This window comes from Pseudomonas sp. TWR1-1-3 (genome assembly GCF_049896805.1).
Classification (GTDB): domain Bacteria; phylum Pseudomonadota; class Gammaproteobacteria; order Pseudomonadales; family Pseudomonadaceae; genus Aquipseudomonas; species Aquipseudomonas bubulae.
Genome location: NZ_JAFCUZ010000001.1, coordinates 1040013 through 1053907, shown reverse-complemented (window position 1 = coordinate 1053907; position 13895 = coordinate 1040013). Strand labels below are relative to the sequence as shown.

13 protein-coding genes and 1 pseudogene are annotated in these 13895 nt (G+C 56.9%); 5 read left to right on the top strand and 9 right to left on the bottom strand.

The window, feature by feature from the left end:
* Nucleotides 1-24 precede the first annotated feature (24 nt).
* Nucleotides 25-1875 carry a polyurethane esterase gene (locus tag ACP7BE_RS04620; protein WP_426105356.1) on the top strand — a complete coding sequence of 617 codons (1851 nt, stop codon included), beginning with the start codon at nucleotides 25-27 and terminating at the stop codon, nucleotides 1873-1875.
* Nucleotides 1876-1937: 62 nt separating this feature from the next.
* Here the strand turns inward: ACP7BE_RS04620 and ACP7BE_RS04615 are convergent, their stop codons facing one another.
* Nucleotides 1938-3572, bottom strand: a complete 1635-nt coding sequence (locus tag ACP7BE_RS04615) for a methyl-accepting chemotaxis protein (RefSeq protein WP_095000154.1) — start codon at nucleotides 3570-3572, stop codon at nucleotides 1938-1940.
* A 283-nt stretch (nucleotides 3573-3855) separates the two neighbouring features.
* Between ACP7BE_RS04615 and ACP7BE_RS04610 the strand changes: the two genes are divergently transcribed.
* Together ACP7BE_RS04610 and ACP7BE_RS04605 are read left to right on the top strand one after the other, a co-directional pair.
* Complete coding sequence (locus tag ACP7BE_RS04610; RefSeq protein ID WP_095000155.1) at nucleotides 3856-4686, top strand: undecaprenyl-diphosphate phosphatase; 831 nt, start codon at nucleotides 3856-3858, stop codon at nucleotides 4684-4686.
* Nucleotides 4683-5099 carry a DUF1294 domain-containing protein gene (locus ACP7BE_RS04605; RefSeq protein ID WP_095000156.1) on the top strand — a complete coding sequence of 139 codons (417 nt, stop codon included), beginning with the start codon at nucleotides 4683-4685 and terminating at the stop codon, nucleotides 5097-5099. The genes ACP7BE_RS04610 and ACP7BE_RS04605 overlap by 4 nt, the downstream gene beginning before the upstream one ends.
* On the opposite strand, the gene ACP7BE_RS04600 is transcribed toward ACP7BE_RS04605, so the two are convergent.
* Nucleotides 5088-5432, bottom strand: coding sequence for an MmcQ/YjbR family DNA-binding protein (locus ACP7BE_RS04600; protein ID WP_095018561.1), 345 nt, complete (start codon nucleotides 5430-5432; stop codon nucleotides 5088-5090). The genes ACP7BE_RS04605 and ACP7BE_RS04600 overlap by 12 nt on opposite strands.
* A 5-nt stretch (nucleotides 5433-5437) precedes the next feature.
* Nucleotides 5438-6346: a LysR substrate-binding domain-containing protein gene (locus ACP7BE_RS04595; RefSeq protein ID WP_095000157.1), complete on the bottom strand. Its 909-nt coding sequence runs from the start codon at nucleotides 6344-6346 to the stop codon at nucleotides 5438-5440.
* A 126-nt stretch (nucleotides 6347-6472) separates the two neighbouring features.
* On the opposite strand from ACP7BE_RS04595, the gene ACP7BE_RS04590 reads away from it, so the two are divergent.
* The gene (locus ACP7BE_RS04590; RefSeq protein WP_095000158.1) at nucleotides 6473-7084 is read left to right on the top strand and encodes an FMN-dependent NADH-azoreductase; all 612 of its coding nucleotides are present in this window, start codon (nucleotides 6473-6475) and stop codon (nucleotides 7082-7084) included.
* Between the two features lie 138 nt (nucleotides 7085-7222).
* Complete coding sequence (locus tag ACP7BE_RS04585; protein ID WP_426104920.1) at nucleotides 7223-8293, top strand: alpha/beta hydrolase family protein; 1071 nt, start codon at nucleotides 7223-7225, stop codon at nucleotides 8291-8293.
* Between the two features lie 2 nt (nucleotides 8294-8295).
* Here the strand turns inward: ACP7BE_RS04585 and ACP7BE_RS04580 are convergent, their stop codons facing one another.
* From ACP7BE_RS04580 to ACP7BE_RS04555, 6 genes and pseudogenes are all read right to left on the bottom strand, one after another.
* Nucleotides 8296-8685 (bottom strand): tail fiber domain-containing protein, encoded by a 390-nt coding sequence (locus tag ACP7BE_RS04580; RefSeq protein ID WP_095000160.1) that lies wholly within the window; start codon nucleotides 8683-8685, stop codon nucleotides 8296-8298.
* Nucleotides 8686-8832: 147 nt separating this feature from the next.
* A complete protein-coding gene (locus tag ACP7BE_RS04575; RefSeq protein ID WP_095000161.1) occupies nucleotides 8833-10020 on the bottom strand; it encodes an MFS transporter in 1188 nt (395 codons plus the stop codon).
* Between the two features lie 231 nt (nucleotides 10021-10251).
* The gene (locus ACP7BE_RS04570; protein ID WP_029611422.1) at nucleotides 10252-11838 is read right to left on the bottom strand and encodes an ABC-F family ATPase; all 1587 of its coding nucleotides are present in this window, start codon (nucleotides 11836-11838) and stop codon (nucleotides 10252-10254) included.
* A gap of 20 nt (nucleotides 11839-11858) precedes the next feature.
* Nucleotides 11859-12077: pseudogene (locus ACP7BE_RS04565) on the bottom strand (hypothetical protein); the annotation flags it as partial.
* A 470-nt stretch (nucleotides 12078-12547) separates the two neighbouring features.
* Nucleotides 12548-12715: a hypothetical protein gene (locus ACP7BE_RS04560; RefSeq protein WP_170943691.1), complete on the bottom strand. Its 168-nt coding sequence runs from the start codon at nucleotides 12713-12715 to the stop codon at nucleotides 12548-12550.
* A gap of 178 nt (nucleotides 12716-12893) precedes the next feature.
* Entirely contained in the window at nucleotides 12894-13865 is a 972-nt protein-coding gene (locus tag ACP7BE_RS04555) for a LysR family transcriptional regulator (protein ID WP_095000162.1), read from the bottom strand.
* Between the last annotated feature and the right edge of the window lie 30 nt (nucleotides 13866-13895).

The following is a 13895-nucleotide window of genomic DNA, read 5'->3' as shown; positions in this document are numbered from 1 at the left end:
TTGATCAACGAAGAGAGAAAAACCATGGCAGTGTTTGACTACAAGGATGTGGGTTCCAGCGTATCGGCAACACAGTTCAAGGATGCGATGGCAATCATGCTGTACAGCTATCACAACCTGGACAACGGCTTTGCCGTGGGTTACCAGCAACATGGCCTTGGCACCGGGCTGCCTGCCACACTGGTCAAGGCCTTGCTCGGCGGTACCGATGCCCAAGGGGTAGTGCCGGGGATTCCCTGGAACCCCGATTCGGAAAAGCTTGCCCGCGAGGCGGTCGAAAAAGCCGGGTGGACCCCTATCAGTGCAGAACAGTTGGGCTACACAGGCAAAGTCGATCAGCGCGGGACTTTTTTTGGTGAAAAAGCCGGCTACGGCACTGCCCAGGTGGAGATCCTCGGCAAGTACGCAGCCGATGGCCAACTGACTTCCATCGGTATCGGTTTTCGCGGCACCAGCGGACCGCGTGAGTCGCTGATCAGCGATTCCATCGGCGATGCCATCAGCGATTTGCTGGCAGCGATCGGGCCTGCCGATTACGCTAAAAACTACAGCGCCAACGCGTTTGACATGCTCCTGGGCAAAGTGGCGACCTTTGCCAGCGCGCAAGGGTTGAGCGGCAGCGACGTACTGGTCAGTGGCCACAGCCTTGGCGGCCTGGCCGTCAACAGCCTGGCAGACCTGAGTGGCGATCATTGGGCGGGGTTTTATCGCGACTCAAAGTACATAGCCTTTGCTTCACCCACCCAGAGCGAAAGCACCGACAACGTGCTCAATATCGGCTACGAGAACGACCCGGTGTTCCGTGCCCTCAATGGTTCGGATTTCAATCTGTCGTCGCTGGGCGTGCATGACGCGCATCAGCCATCCGCCACCAACAATATTGTCAGTTTCAATGATCACTACGCTTCCACCGCGTGGAATCTGATGCCCTTTTCGATTGCCAATATTTCGACCTGGATCACCCACTTGCCCAGTGGCTATGAAAGCGGCATGACGCGGATTTTCGACTCGGCGTTTTATGACCTGACCGAAAAGGACTCGACCATTGTGGTCGCCAACTTGTCCAGTCCGGCACGGGAAAACACCTGGGTGCAGGACCTCAATCGCAACGCCGAACCGCACAAGGGCAGCACCTTTATCATAGGCAGCGACGGTAATGACTTGATTCAGGGGGGACGCGGCAATGATTTCCTGGAAGGTCGCGACGGCAATGACACCTTCCGTGACAGTGGCGGCTACAACATCATTCTGGGTGGCAAAGGCGTCAATACGCTGGACTTGCAACAATCGTTGAGCCGCGTGGATGTGGTCAATGACGGGCAGGGCGCCTTGTATGTGCGCGATAGCCACGGCGGGATCACTATTGCCCGTGATATCAGTTTCCTGATAACCGAAGAGCCCGCCTGGCTGGGCCTGACCCACCGCGAAGTCAGCCATCGAGTTGATGATCAGGGGCTGTGGGCCGGCAAAGACCGCACTGATTACACTCACTCGGTCAAGGCAGGGGCTGCGGACAGTACCCTCACGGCCGGTGAGCAGGGTGACTGGCTGCTGGGGCAGGGCGGCAACGATCACTTGATCGGTTTGCACGGCAATACGGTGTTTGTTGGCGGCGCAGGCAATGACCTGCTGGAGTCGGCAGGCGGTAATAACACCTTTGTGTTCAGCGGCCATTTTGGCAACGACACGCTGCTGGGCTACCAGCCCAGTGACAAGTTGGTATTCCTGGGGGTGGATGGTGGCTACAACGCGGACTACCGGGTCCATGCCAGCGCGACGGGGCATGACACCGTGCTCAGCTTTGGCAGCGACTCGGTGACCCTGGTGGGTGTAGGGCTGGCCTCCCTGGCGAGCACGGACATTGTCATCGCCTGACGGCGAGTTGCAAGGGGCAAGCTTCAAGCGTGCTGCTTGTCACTTGCCGCTTGCGGTTGCCTCTAAACCTTAAACTGACGTAACAGCCCATTGAGCTGCACGCTGAGCTCCTTGAGGTGGGCACTGGCAGCGCTTGATTGCTCTGCCGCCAGGGCGGTGCCTTGGGACAGTTCGGCGGCCTGGGTCACATTCAGGTTGATGTCTTCCACGACATGGGCCTGTTGCAGGGTGGCGCTGGCTATCGAGGCATTGAGGTCGTTGAGGTTGCTCAGGGCCTGGCCGATGCTGGTCAGGCTCTGCCCGGCCTGGGTGGCCTGTTCGATGGTCAGCTGGGAGGCGCGACTGCTGCTGCCGATCACGTTGACGGCGGCTTCCGAGTGTTTTTGCAGGCCTTCGATCATGGTCTGGATTTCGGCCGTGGATTTTTGCGTGCGCTGGGCCAGTAGTCGAACCTCGTCCGCCACCACCGCAAAACCCCGACCCTGCTCACCGGCGCGGGCTGCTTCGATCGCAGCGTTGAGGGCCAGCAGGTTGGTTTGCTCGGCAATCGAGCGGATCACTTCAAGCACGCTGCCAATTTCGCTGCTTTGCGTGGCCAGGGTGCGGATCACCTCGACGGCCTGATGGATGGTGGCGGACAGCTGGCCGATCTGTTCCAGGCTGGTATCGATATTCTGCTGTCCAAGCTCGGCTTGTGACTGCGCACCGCGCATTTCGCTGGCTGCGTGCTCGGCGTTTTTCGCCACATCTTGCACGGCATAGGTGACTTCGTTGATCGCCGTGGCCACCTGATCCATTTGCAGGGCTTGCTGCTGGCTGCGCTGTTGCGCGGCGCTGGCGTCACTGCCCAGTTCCGTGGAGGACTGGTCGAGTGCCGTGGCAGTGGCCTGTAAATGGCTGATCACATTGCGCAGCTTGGCGGTAAAGGCATTGAAATGATGGGCCAGTAAAGTGACCTCATCACGGCCGTGGGTATCCAGGCTTCGGGTCAGGTCGCTTTCACCACTGGCGATATTGGCCATGGCCTGCACGGCCTCTTGCAGCGGTCGCACGATGCTGCGAGCAATCAGGGTCACCAGCAGCGCCATGATCAACGCGATGCCAAGGCCAGCCCAACTGGCTTTCCAGGCTTGAGCGCGGAACTCGGCCTGCATGTCGTCGATATACACGCCCGAGCCTATTACCCAGCCCCACGGCTCGAACAGTTGTACATAAGAGGTTTTTTGCACAGGCGCTTCGGCGCCCGGTTTTGGCCAGCGGTAGTCCACCATGCCTGAACCTTTGCTTTTGGCCAGGCTGGCCATCTCGTTGAAAATCGCAAAGCCGTCCGGGTCCTTGATGGCCGACAGGTCTTTGCCATCGAGTTTGGGGTTGGTGGGGTGCATGACCATATAAGGGCGCAGGTCATTGATCCAGAAATAGTCATCGTGGTCATAGCGCAGCTGGCTGATCACGGTCAGCGCCTGCTGTTGCGCGGCTTCACGGCTCAAGCTGCCGGCAGCTTCCAGGCCCTGGTAATAGTTGAGTACCCCGCTGGCCGCTTGTACCACGTGCCGGGTTTTCTGGGCTTTACCTTCATACAAATCGTCATGTATCTGTTTTAGCATCAGCAATCCCAACGCCAGCAGCATGGCCATGGCCACAATCAAGATCAGCCATAAACGTCGGCTGATGGATAACCCGCGCAGGGTATTCATAAAGGCTCACTCCTGGTTTTTCTTCTTGTGGTGATTCACAGAACAACTTTTTTCAGACTTGCCTGTCAGACGAGACCGAGCTCATGTCATAGCAGCGAAAGTGGAACGTGTCTGATAGGATCTCGGCCGAAATTGGCAAAGCTTCATCTTTATTGATTTCTGACAGTTTTTTCACAGCGCGTCGGGGCGCATGTCGCACTTTTATCCTGCTCCGGGGCCGTGGCTGCAACACCTTAATCAAGACTAATCAGCTCTGCATGAGGCAGGGCTTTATGGGGGAATAATGGATCTTTGGACTGCCGCTCAGGCGTTGATTTTGGGCGTCGTTGAAGGCTTGACGGAGTTTTTGCCGATCTCGAGTACGGGCCACCAGATTATTGTGGCCGACTTGCTCAACTTTGGCGGCGAGCGGGCGATGGCATTCAACATCATCATCCAGCTGGGTGCGATTTTGGCTGTGGTCTGGGAGTTTCGCCGCAAGATCATCGATGTTGTCGTTGGTTTGCCCACCAAGCCCGAGGCACGTCGTTTCACCACCAACCTGATTATCGCGGTGATGCCGGCGGTGGTGCTGGGGGTGATTTTTGCCGATGTGATCCACGAGTACCTGTTCAACCCGATTACCGTGGCCACGGCCCTGGTGATTGGCGGTGTGATCATGCTGTGGGCCGAGCGCCGCCAGCATGTGATTCGCGCTGAAACCGTGGACGACATGACCTGGAAAGACGCGGTGAAAATCGGCTTTGCCCAGTGTCTGGCGATGATTCCCGGCACTTCGCGCTCGGGTTCGACCATTATCGGCGGCCTGCTGTTTGGTCTGTCGCGCAAGGCGGCCACCGAGTTCTCATTCTTCCTGGCCATGCCGACCATGGTCGGTGCTGCGGTTTACTCCGGCTACAAGTACCGTCATCTGTTCCAGCCTGACGACCTGCCGGTCTTCGCGATCGGTTTTGTCACCTCGTTTATCTTCGCCATGATCGCAGTACGCGCCTTGCTGAAGTTTATTTCCAATCACAGCTATGCCGCTTTTGCCTGGTATCGTATTGGTTTTGGCCTGTTGATCCTGGCCACCTGGCAGTTCGGCTGGATTGACTGGACGGCAGCTGCAGCGTGAGGAATGGGCATAACGGCGCACCGGTGCGTGGCTTGAAGCTCAAGTTGCTGGTATTGCTAGTGCTGTGCGCCTTGCCGATGGGTGGCTCGGTGAGCGTGTTGCTCACCGGGGGCAGCCCGCTGCCGTTGCTGGCCTATGCAGTGGCCAGCCTGCTGGCGTTCGGCCTGTACCGCTACGACAAGCAACAGGCCGCGGCTGGCCAGTGGCGCACGCCGGAGAAAGTCTTGCACGGGGTTGAGCTGCTGGGCGGTTGGCCAGGGGCACTGGTGGCGCAACAAATGTTTCGCCACAAAACCCGCAAATTGTCTTATCAGCTGTTGTTCTGGTTGATTGTAGCTGTGCATCAGGTGGTATGGATCGACGTCCTGTTCCTGAACAGGTCGTTTCTCCAGTTGTTGCGGTTACAGCAGTAAACCGATCTGACGTTTTTTCGCCAGTTTTCCCACCACCAGTTGGTGGGAACGGCGCAACAGGTCCTGCAGTTCTTCAGCGCCCATCGGATAAGGTGCTTGCATATTGATCCAGTACGCTCGCGCCAGATAAGGCGACGGGCGTATACCCGGCCGATCGATGTAGCCCAGAAACAGTTCTTTCTCGACCTTGAATGAAAGCCCGTTGCTGTTGAGGTTGAACAGGGCAAACATCTTGCTGTCGTCGATAAAAAAAACCTCGACCCCACCCCATTTCACTGCTTCCTGAGCGCCCGGCAGGTTTCGGCAGAATTCGGCTACATCCTGTTTGGTCATTGCGGTCATAGCAGTTTGTCTCCACAGCTTTCGAATGACTCAACCAGGTGGTCGATCCAGGCCCGCACGGCCGGTATCACCCCGCGTCTGTGGGGATACACTGCGTGCAGCCAGCCACCCGGCAGGGTCCATTTGGGCAATAGTTGAACAAGCTGGCCGTCTTGCAGCTCCTGCTCGCAATACATCATGGGCAACACGGTGAAACCCAGGCCGGCCAAGGTGCAAGCTTTGCGCACGATAAAATCGTCAACCCCCAGGCGTGCTTCAAGCACCAGGTTGCAACCCTTGCCGTGCTCGTCGAGCATGCGCAAGTGAACCATGCGATCGGCCTCGAGCGCTCCCAGCAGCGGGATTTTTTTCAGGTCTTCAGGGCTATCAACCGGCCAATTACGGGCAAACTCGGGGGTGGCTACCATCACGGTGCGGGCCTGACGCAGGCGCCGCGTGACCAGCGACGGGTCTTCATCGCCTTCTTCGCGCACCCGTAAGGCCACATCGATGCCGTCGGTGACCAGATCGACGCGACGGTTGAGCAGGTTGACCTCCAGCTGCACCAGGGGATAGGCCTGCAGAAAGGAACTGATCACCCCGGGCATAAACTCATGGGCCAGCCCCACGGGGCACGACACTCGTAAGGGGCCGCGTGGCTCGCTGGACATGCTGGCAACGGCTTCGTCGGCCATTTCGGCTTCCAGCAACATGGCCTGGCAATGGCGCAGATAACGCTCGCCCACAGCGGTCAGCTTGAGCTGACGTGTGGTGCGCTGCAGCAAGCGGGCGCCCAGACGCTCTTCAAGTTCGGCCACGCGCCGCGACAGACGTGACTTGGGGATGCCCAGCAATCGTCCGGCAGCAGCGAAGCCACCGGATTCGACCACCTTGGCGAAATAGTAAAGGTCGTTAAGGTCTTGCATGGCGTGCTCACTGTCCTGCAGGTGGGACGAACTATCGCATAATGGCCAACTTATCGTCGATTGCTTTCATTGGTAGTATCCCCTCCATCGAGATCGCCCAGAGGCGGTCATCATCTGGAGATCACCATGAAACTGTTGCATATCGATTCGAGCATTCTGGGCGACAACTCGGCATCCCGTCAGTTGAGCAGCGAAGTGGTCAAGGCATGGCAGGCTGCTGATCCACAAGTAGAGGTCAGCTACCGCGACCTGGCCGCTGAAGCCATTGAGCATTTCTCGGCCGCCACCCTGGTGGCTGCCGGTACTCCGGCCGAGCTGCGTGATGCGGCACAAAAACACGAAGCCCAGTTGAGTGCTGACACCCTGGCCCAGTTTCTCGCGGCTGACGCGGTGGTGATTGCAGCGCCGATGTACAATTTCACCATTCCAACCCAGCTCAAGGCCTGGATTGACCGCATCGCAGTTGCTGGCCAGACCTTTCGTTATACCGAAGCCGGCCCTGTAGGGCTGTGCGGCAACAAGAAAGTAGTAGTGGTATCGACCTCCGGTGGCCTGCATGCGGGTCAGGAAACCGGCGTAGCTCACGAAGATTACTTGAAAGTGATGCTGGGCTTCATGGGCATTACCGATGTCGAATTTGTCCGCGCCCACGGCCTGGCCTATGGCGACGAGGTACGCAGCAAAGCCATGAGCGATGCACATGCGCATATCAAGCAGGATCTGTTCAGCGCAGCGTAAGCAATCTCAGGCGCAGCACTGTCTAAACTCTGTATTCTGGTCTTTGTAAAAGGATCGGGGTACGGAGTTTTTTGCGTCTGGCCCGGGTTGTGCAGAGTGTGATGCTGTCGAGCAATGCACCGTTGAAGGTGAGCCTCCATGATGCGTCTGTGTGCGGTACTGGTGTTGTTGATCGCAGGTTGCCCTGTCATGGTGCAAGCTGAGCCCGTATACCACTGGAGCGTGGGTTTTCACCGCCTGAGCTTTCTCGATCCGCTGGACGATCAGCCCATGCGCGCCATTGCCTTTTATCCTTCCACGGATCCCGAAGGCGTCAGCAAGATGGGCAGCTACGAAGTGCAAGCCACCGAAGACGCGAAAATCGCCATGGGCCGTTATCCGCTGCTGATGCTGTCCCATGGAAACACCGGCACGCCACTGGCGTTGCATGACCTGGCCACCTCATTGGCGCGCAAGGGGTTTGTAGTAGTCGCCGTGCTGCACCCTGGCGACAATTACAAGGATCACAGCCGTCTGGGCACACTGAGTAACCTTTATGGGCGGCCGATGCAAATATCTGCTGCGATCAGCGCGACTCTGGCCGATCACGATTTGTCACCCTATGTGCAAGACGATCAAGCAGGGGTCATCGGTTACTCGGCAGGGGGCGAAACGGCGTTGATCCTGGCCGGCGCCCAGCCTGACCTGGATCGACTGCGCCGCTATTGCCAGGAACGCCCTGAAGACCGTGATGCCTGTACTACCAAGGGCGAGTTGATCGCCGATCGTGATGACTTGGTCGCTGTCTCGGACCCTCGCGTAAAAGCCCTGTTGCTGATGGCGCCTTTGAGCCTGATGTTCGGCCGGCAAACCCTGGCTGATGTGAATGTGCCTGTGCTGCTGTACAGCGGTGACAACGATCAGTTGGTGTTTCCCGATAAGAATGCCGATGCCCTGGCGCGCAAGCTGCCCGTGGAACCTGAGTTCAAGATGATCCCCGGTGCCGGGCACTTCGTCTTCATGGCGCCCTGCAGCGACGAGCAAATGGCGGTTATGCCCGGTTTATGCACGGATGCTCAAGGGGTTGATCGAGAAGACATCCATCGTGACCTGATTTATGAGGCGGGGAGGTTTTTCAGCAAGGTCCTGGAACCTGCAGCACAGGGCAGAACCGCTTCAACCGACCACCAGACTTGCCCTGTTGGCCGGTTGGGCGCTCGCCACTGTTAGTTCTATTTTTGCGCGGCTTCAAGTTGTTTGATACGCGCATCCATTTCGCGCACTGATTCGATCAGGGGGGCGACAAGTTTCTCGTAGTCGACGCGTAACTGATTGTTATCCTCGCGCACCAACTGCGGATAAACTTTTTGTACGTTTTGGGCAAGAACGCCGATATCTTTACGGCCACCGTCCTTCCAGTCGAAAGTTACGCCCTGAATTTGCAGTAACGTATCAGTGGCATTTTTCATTGGCTGAATATTGGTTTTAAGGTTCGCATCACTGAACGGGCAGCACGGCCATCCCGGCGGGAAGTCATAAAAATCTTTGGACTCCGCGTGGGCTGTTGCTTGCAGGCCCATGAACAAAAAAGGTACTGCCATTATCGTTAGATACTTTTTCATATGATACTCTGCAGTGTTATCCAAAATAATTGGTATTACAGCGCAGAAAATAATATCCCTAAGTGCTCTTCGCACAATGGTGGCTAAACGATTTAACTTTTTCCGATTATTACTGAGCGTAATCAGTTCGCCATGTCAGAAGAAGTTTTAACGCGTTTTTCGGTTTGACAACCAAACGCTCAACAGTAATCCCAGAATGCACATCACCGCTGCACTGAAGAATATCCACGGGTACCCCATGTTCAGCGCAATAACCCCCATGATCGGCCCTGCGATGGCCAGAGCCAGGTCAAAAAACACGGCATAGGCACTTAGCCCGGCGCCGCGGCTGGAAACAGGCACTTGCTTGACCGCTTCGACACCCAGGGCCGGGTACACCAGGGACAAGCCAAAGCCGGTCAACCCTGCCCCTGCCAGGGCAAATGCGGTGCTGGGTGCCAGCCACAGCATGACCAGCCCCAGCGTTTCGATGCTCATGCAGGCAATCGCCACGTTGTAGCCACCAAAGCGGCTGATGCTGTTGGTAAAGATCAGGCGGCCCAGGATAAAACACACACCAAATACTGACAGGCAATACGCAGCCCCGTCCCAGCCCTGGTCAATATAAAACAGGGTGATAAAGGTGGTCAGCGTGCCATAGCCAATAGAGGCCAGGGTCAGGCTGATGCCATAGGGAGCAATCAGGCCAAACACTGACCAAAAGGGCAGGCGCACGCCAGCGACCGCCGGGATTGCCGGTTTTTTGCGAATCAGCCCCAAGGCTGCCAGCGCCAGCAGCAACAGGGTCACACCCAGCATGGCAAAGCCCAGCCGGTCGACCATCACCACGCCCAGAGGCGCGCCAATGGCGATCGCGCCATAGGACGCAATGCCATTCCAGCCGATGGCCCTGGCGGTATGTTGAGATCCCACCTGGGCAATGCCCCAGGTGATGGTGCCGACACCGATCAGGCCCTGGGCAATGCCGAGAAATACCCGGCCGACAATCAAAACGCCCAGGCTCAGCAGTGGCCAGTCTTGCAGCGCTACGGCCAGGGACGTGAGCACGCCGCTGATGGCGATGCCGGTCAAGCCATACACGATGGCGGGCTTGGTGCCGATGCTGTCGACCAGTCGCCCGGCTGAGGGGCGGCTCAGCAGGGTGGCCAGATACTGCGACGCAATGGCCAGCCCTGCGACGATCGCACTGAAGCCCAGTTGGTCATGCACATAGCTCGGCAAAACGGCTATCGGCAAGCCAATACAGATAAAGGCAATAAAGGTGTAGAACACGATCGACAGGATCTGCAGGGTGATCGACAGGGAGCTTGCAGGGGAAGGGTGTTGCGCGGGCATTAGCGGGGAGTCCGGCTGGCGATCGGTAACCGACATGATGGCGCGGCCCCGGGATAAAAGAAAGCAGGCTAACGGTAATATTGGCCCACGCACACAGCCTGTGGGAGCGGTCTTGCTCGCGATAAAGGCGCTGCGCTGTATCAGGCCTCACGCGAGTGGCTAAAGGCCAGAAACGAAAAACCCCGTCACCAGGACGGGGTTTTCGTTATAGCTGATCAGGCAGTGCCTGAATCAGAACGTAACGCCCTGGCTGCGCAGGTAGTCATCGTAGGTGCCGCTGAAGTCGATCACGCCGCTTGGGCTCAGCTCGATAATACGAGTGGCCAGGGAGGATACGAACTCACGGTCATGGCTGACGAATACCAGGGTGCCCGGGTAGTTCTCGAGTGCCAGGTTCAGCGCCTCGATGGATTCCATGTCCAAGTGGTTGGTCGGTTCGTCCATGACCAGCACGTTGGCCTTTTGCAGGATCAACTTGCCGAACAGCATGCGACCTTGCTCACCACCGGAAATAACCTTGACCGACTTGAGGATGTCATCGTTGGAAAACAGCATGCGGCCCAAAGTACCGCGCACCATTTGTTCGCCCTGGGTCCATTGGCCCATCCAGTCGAACAGGGTCATGTCGTCTTCGAAATCGTGAGCGTGATCCTGGGCGTAGTAGCCCAGTTCGGCGGCTTCAGTCCACTTCACCGTACCGGCATCCGGGGTCAGTTCGTTGACCAGGGTGCGCAGCAGGGTGGTTTTGCCAATACCGTTCGGGCCAATGATCGCAACGCGCTCGCCGGCTTCAACGGTGAAGCTGAAGTCCTTGAACAGAGTCTTGCCATCAAAGCCTTTGGCCATTTGCTCGACAATCACAGCCTGACGGTGCAGCTTCTTGTTCTGCTCGAAGCGAATGAACGGGCTGACACGGCTCGAAGGCTTGACCTCGGCCAGGGTGATCTTGTCGATTGCCTTGGCGCGGGAGCTGGCCTGCTTGGATTTCGAGGCGTTGGCCGAGAAGCGGCTGACGAACGCTTGCAGTTCGTTGATCTGCGCTTTCTTCTTGGCGTTTTCCGACAGCAGTTGCTCGCGCGACTGGGTCGCGACGGTCATGTACTCATCATAGTTGCCCGGGAACAGACGCAACTCGCCGTAGTCCAGGTCAGCCATGTGGGTGCACACGCTGTTCAGGAAGTGACGGTCGTGGGAGATGATGATCATCAGGCTGTTGCGCTGGGTCAGAATGTTTTCCAGCCAGCGGATGGTGTTGATATCCAGGTGGTTGGTGGGTTCGTCGAGCAGCAGTACTTCAGGATCGGAGAACAGCGCCTGAGCCAGCAATACGCGCAGTTTCCAGCCTGGCGACACTTCGCTCATCGGGCCGAAATGCTGCTCGATACCGATACCCAGACCCAGCAACAGCTCGCCGGCACGGGATTCGGCGGTGTAACCGTCCATTTCAGCGAACTCGGTTTCGAGTTCGGCTACGGCCATGCCGTCTTCTTCAGTCATTTCCGGCAGCGAATAAATGCGATCGCGCTCGGCCTTGACCTTCCACAGCTCTTCGTGACCCATGATCACGGTATCGATCACGGTGAATTCTTCGTAGGCGAACTGGTCCTGGCGCAATTTACCCAGACGCACGTTCGGCTCCAGCATGACCTGGCCGCCGGACGGCTCAAGGTCATCACCGAGGATCTTCATGAAGGTGGACTTGCCGCAACCGTTGGCACCGATCAGGCCGTAGCGGTTACCGGCGCCAAATTTTACTGAAACGTTCTCGAATAGCGGCTTTGCGCCGAACTGCATCGTGATATTTGCTGTGGAGATCAATTACTTTACCTATCAATAGCTTAGAGTTCGCTGGTTTCAGCCGGTACCCATATGGGACCAATTTGGAGCTTTTCCAGCTCGCTCCAATCTGAGCTTGAGTCGAACCAATGCGCATACGTTGACAGCAACATTTGGACGCTATGGCCAAGCTGCTGGGAAATGAAGGCGGGATTCAAACCGGACATTGAGCGTATTGTCTCATAGGTATGGCTACAGTTGTATGGCACCGGGCATCTGATTCAGTGTGTTTGCTGGCTGACTGCACAAAACCCTGGTTTGGTATGACAGGTACCTCTCTTTGAAGCGCAAGCGGCCCAAGGATTTCGCCTGGCCCGTGAGAAGCCTGCTTTTAATGGAGGCTATGAGAAGCCGTCAGCGGCAAATACGAATTTGCATAGGGTTTTTTTGCAGGCAAATCTGCCGGTATTTCCGCGTATGGCCTACAGGGTTGCCCTGTAGAAAGCCGATGTGAATGAGCGGCGCATCTTGCGAAAGGCCCATATTCAATCATGGTGGGCAGCGTCACTCATAGGGTGCTTTATGCACACCTTGGAACTGCAAGCCCCGGTAGTCGGGCGAAGTTCGTGCAGAGGTCAATCATTCAAAGAGACAATCAATGCCTTTGATTTGTAGGGGTGAACAATTTAAAAGCCATGCCCTGAATTGCAGTGTTAGTAAGCAATGCTGCAAGTTTATAAAGTGGGCAGCATCAGCGGCTGATGCGGATTTTTTTACGGGTGAGTTCACACATAAAGGTCCCCGTATCGCCGCGCAGTACGTACAAGGTCGCTCGGTAGAAGGCCGAAGGCCGCGTGCAGTGCAGGTCGCGCATCTTGCGATAAGCCCATTTCCAGCCGCGCTTAGTTGCAGTACTCATCTTATTCATCCTTGAAAGATTTTATATTTTGAGTGTATCAGCACTTTTGGATAAATGGACTACTCCGTATGAGGGTGTTTTTCTGGCAAGGAATGTCGCCATGCTCAAGTTTTAGCTGCACTAAATTGTTTCGAATGTATTAAATTTAGATGGTCATCTAAACGAGTTTTGCACTTTTTTAGTGCGCAGCTGATAGTGAGTGCAAGTTGGCGGTTGTTATTGGGGTAGTAGCACTAAGCCATCTCTTGTCCAGGTTCTCCGTCAAATAATCCATGAACGCTTTGACCTTGGCCGTCAGGGCAGAGCGATCCTGTACGCAGGCATAAATATCCAGTGGCTCGACGCAAGACTGGCTCGAGTCGTGACTGTGTTTGAGCAGTGCAATCAGCCGGCCTGAATCGACATGGGGGGCAGCCACGAACTCTGCCAGGCGGGCAATCCCGGCACCGTAAATGGCCATTTGGGTCAGTGCGTCGATATCGTCACTGATAGCCGTGAAGTTCAGCGCTACATAGTAATGCTCCCCCTCGCGGAAAAACCCCCAGCGCAACAAGCGCCCGTCAAGCGGATAGCGAAAGGCCAGGCAGGCATGCCTCTGAAGATCTTCAGGGCTGCGCGGGATACCGGCCCGCTCCAGATAGGCAGGGGAGGCGCACACCACAAAAGGTACTGAAGCGATCTTTCGCGCAACAATGCCTTCTTCCAGCTGCGGCTTGATCCGCAGGCTCAGGTCAATACCGTCCTGGATATGGTTTATTTTGCCGTCAGTGGTGCACAGTTCAAGGCGCAGGCGCGGGTGGCGTGCCGCAAAACCGGCAATCAAGGGAGCCAGTACATGGCGGCCGAACGCGGAGGTCGATGCAATGCACAAACGCCCTTGCAGTTCTGTCTCGCCAGCGCTGATGGCCATTTGTGCAGACTCAAGGTCTGCAGCGACGCGTCTGACTCTTGCGTAGTACAACGCACCGCTTTCTGTCAGCGCCATACTGCGCGTGGTGCGGTGCAGCAACCGAGCGCCAAGGTGCTCCTCCAGGCGGTTGATGGTCTGGCTGACGGCGGCGGCACTGAGCCCCAGATTTTTTGCCGCGCCCACGATGGACCCCGTTTCGACCACTTTAATAAAGCTGGCAATCGCCGCGAGCAGATTCATGAGGGGCTCTACAGGTTATTCGTAAGATTT

Excerpts from the sequence above, each read along its gene's own strand:
- ACP7BE_RS04560 (WP_170943691.1), bottom strand. The coding sequence starts at position 12,715 with ATGAGTACTGCAACTAAGCGCGGCTGGAAATGGGCTTATCGCAAGATG.
- ACP7BE_RS04580 (WP_095000160.1), bottom strand. The coding sequence starts at position 8,685 with ATGAAAAAGTATCTAACGATAATGGCAGTACCTTTTTTGTTCATGGGC.
- ACP7BE_RS04615 (WP_095000154.1), bottom strand. The coding sequence starts at position 3,572 with ATGAATACCCTGCGCGGGTTATCCATCAGCCGACGTTTATGGCTGATC.
- ACP7BE_RS04575 (WP_095000161.1), bottom strand. The coding sequence starts at position 10,020 with ATGCCCGCGCAACACCCTTCCCCTGCAAGCTCCCTGTCGATCACCCTG.
- ACP7BE_RS04620 (WP_426105356.1), top strand. The coding sequence starts at position 25 with ATGGCAGTGTTTGACTACAAGGATGTGGGTTCCAGCGTATCGGCAACA.
- ACP7BE_RS04610 (WP_095000155.1), top strand. The coding sequence starts at position 3,856 with ATGGATCTTTGGACTGCCGCTCAGGCGTTGATTTTGGGCGTCGTTGAA.
- ACP7BE_RS04595 (WP_095000157.1), bottom strand. The coding sequence starts at position 6,346 with ATGCAAGACCTTAACGACCTTTACTATTTCGCCAAGGTGGTCGAATCC.
- ACP7BE_RS04590 (WP_095000158.1), top strand. The coding sequence starts at position 6,473 with ATGAAACTGTTGCATATCGATTCGAGCATTCTGGGCGACAACTCGGCA.
- ACP7BE_RS04585 (WP_426104920.1), top strand. The coding sequence starts at position 7,223 with ATGATGCGTCTGTGTGCGGTACTGGTGTTGTTGATCGCAGGTTGCCCT.
- ACP7BE_RS04600 (WP_095018561.1), bottom strand. The coding sequence starts at position 5,432 with ATGACCAAACAGGATGTAGCCGAATTCTGCCGAAACCTGCCGGGCGCT.
- ACP7BE_RS04555 (WP_095000162.1), bottom strand. The coding sequence starts at position 13,865 with ATGAATCTGCTCGCGGCGATTGCCAGCTTTATTAAAGTGGTCGAAACG.